Genomic DNA, 1,346 nt, shown 5'->3' on the forward strand with positions numbered 1-1,346 from the left:
AATTATTTCGGGACTAAAATTCACGTTTTTATTTTTTTGATAGCTATACTAAGAGACTGTTTGTAAACAAAAGATAAAAGCTAGGAATGACTGGGAGACGGGGAGACGGGGAGACTGGGAGACTGGGGGAAAGTATTCCTGATTTATTCAAAGAGTGCGATCTTTGCGATCCACTCTTTAAAACAAAGGTAGGGCGCATCCATTATTGTTATTTAATATTTCTTTTACAAACAGTCTCTAAGATCTTACACCGAGTATGTATTTAATCTGTGCTACGAGGCGACTAGGTGACTAGGTGACAGGGTGACTAAGTGCTACTACCTAATTACTTACCTTGTCCTCATCTAACTTTGTACGGCTATGACTACTATTGGGATAGTGGCGGTATTGAAATTATCTTTACCAGTACCACTTCCCTATTTCTATTTGGTGGATAAATAGCTGTTTATTCGTATAACCAAGATTGTCTAACGGGTTGCCAGTTGACTAATTCTTCGGCTGTGAACCATAAATTTATCTCTGTTTGAGCAGTTTCAATCGCATCAGAACCATGAATTAGGTTGCGTCCAATACTAACGCCAAAATCTCCACGAATCGAACCAGGATCGGCAGTAGTAGGATTAGTAGCACCAATGAGATTTCTCGCTGCACTGACTACGTTTTCTCCTTCCCAAACCATCGCAATTACAGGTGCAGCCGTAATAAATTCAATCAAGCTATTGAAAAAAGGTCTTTCTTTATGAACCGCATAGTGTTTTTCTGCTAAATCGCGAGAAACTTGTACCATTTTAAGTCCGATAAGGGTAAAGCCTTTGCGCTCGAAACGGTGAATGATTTCTCCAGTTAAATGACGCTGTACGCCATCGGGTTTGATCATGATAAAAGTGCGTTCCATATTTTCCTCAAGAGTTGGTTGCAAAATGTCACAAATTTTAGAGTAACTCAGATTCGGGCTTTTTTAACCTGCTTGATTTTGGAAGTATAGCGTTTCTCATTTTATAATTTCGTTATTGTGGAATCTAACAAAAGGACAACTTGAAGCAAATGCGCGATCGCCATGGTAAAAAAAGTGACTTATAATTTGAAAAATATATTTTTTTGTAATGTAAATTCAATATATCTATGAGAATTAACTATGCCGTGCGATCGCGATCGCATTTTTAGAACCTAAGTTTATCGATCTCTAATATCTTTACTGAATCAGGATTTACTGCGCTTTTCACATGGGTAGACCACATAATTAAACTTTAAAAACTAAGAACTAAGAACTAAAAACTAAAAACTACGAACTAGTAAATTTTCCCAGAGAGCTATTCAACTGAAAACGGCTGTAAGTAAAATTGATG

At 37.1% G+C, this 1,346-nt stretch carries 3 protein-coding genes; 2 read left to right on the plus strand and 1 reads right to left on the minus strand.

What is annotated here, in order from left to right:
• The first annotated feature begins 86 nt into the window (after positions 1 to 86).
• Both AC33VI_RS15985 and AC33VI_RS15990 read left to right on the plus strand, forming a co-directional pair.
• A complete protein-coding gene (locus AC33VI_RS15985) occupies positions 87 to 266 on the plus strand; it encodes a hypothetical protein (protein WP_491783262.1) in 180 nt (59 codons plus the stop codon).
• A gap of 45 nt (positions 267 to 311) precedes the next feature.
• Positions 312 to 437, plus strand: coding sequence for a hypothetical protein (locus AC33VI_RS15990; RefSeq protein WP_491783263.1), 126 nt, complete (start codon positions 312 to 314; stop codon positions 435 to 437).
• A gap of 8 nt (positions 438 to 445) precedes the next feature.
• Here the strand turns inward: AC33VI_RS15990 and ndk are convergent, their stop codons facing one another.
• Positions 446 to 895, minus strand: coding sequence for a nucleoside-diphosphate kinase (ndk, locus tag AC33VI_RS15995; protein WP_491783264.1), 450 nt, complete (start codon positions 893 to 895; stop codon positions 446 to 448).
• Positions 896 to 1,346 lie beyond the last annotated feature (451 nt).

Source organism: Waterburya sp. (assembly GCF_058530065.1).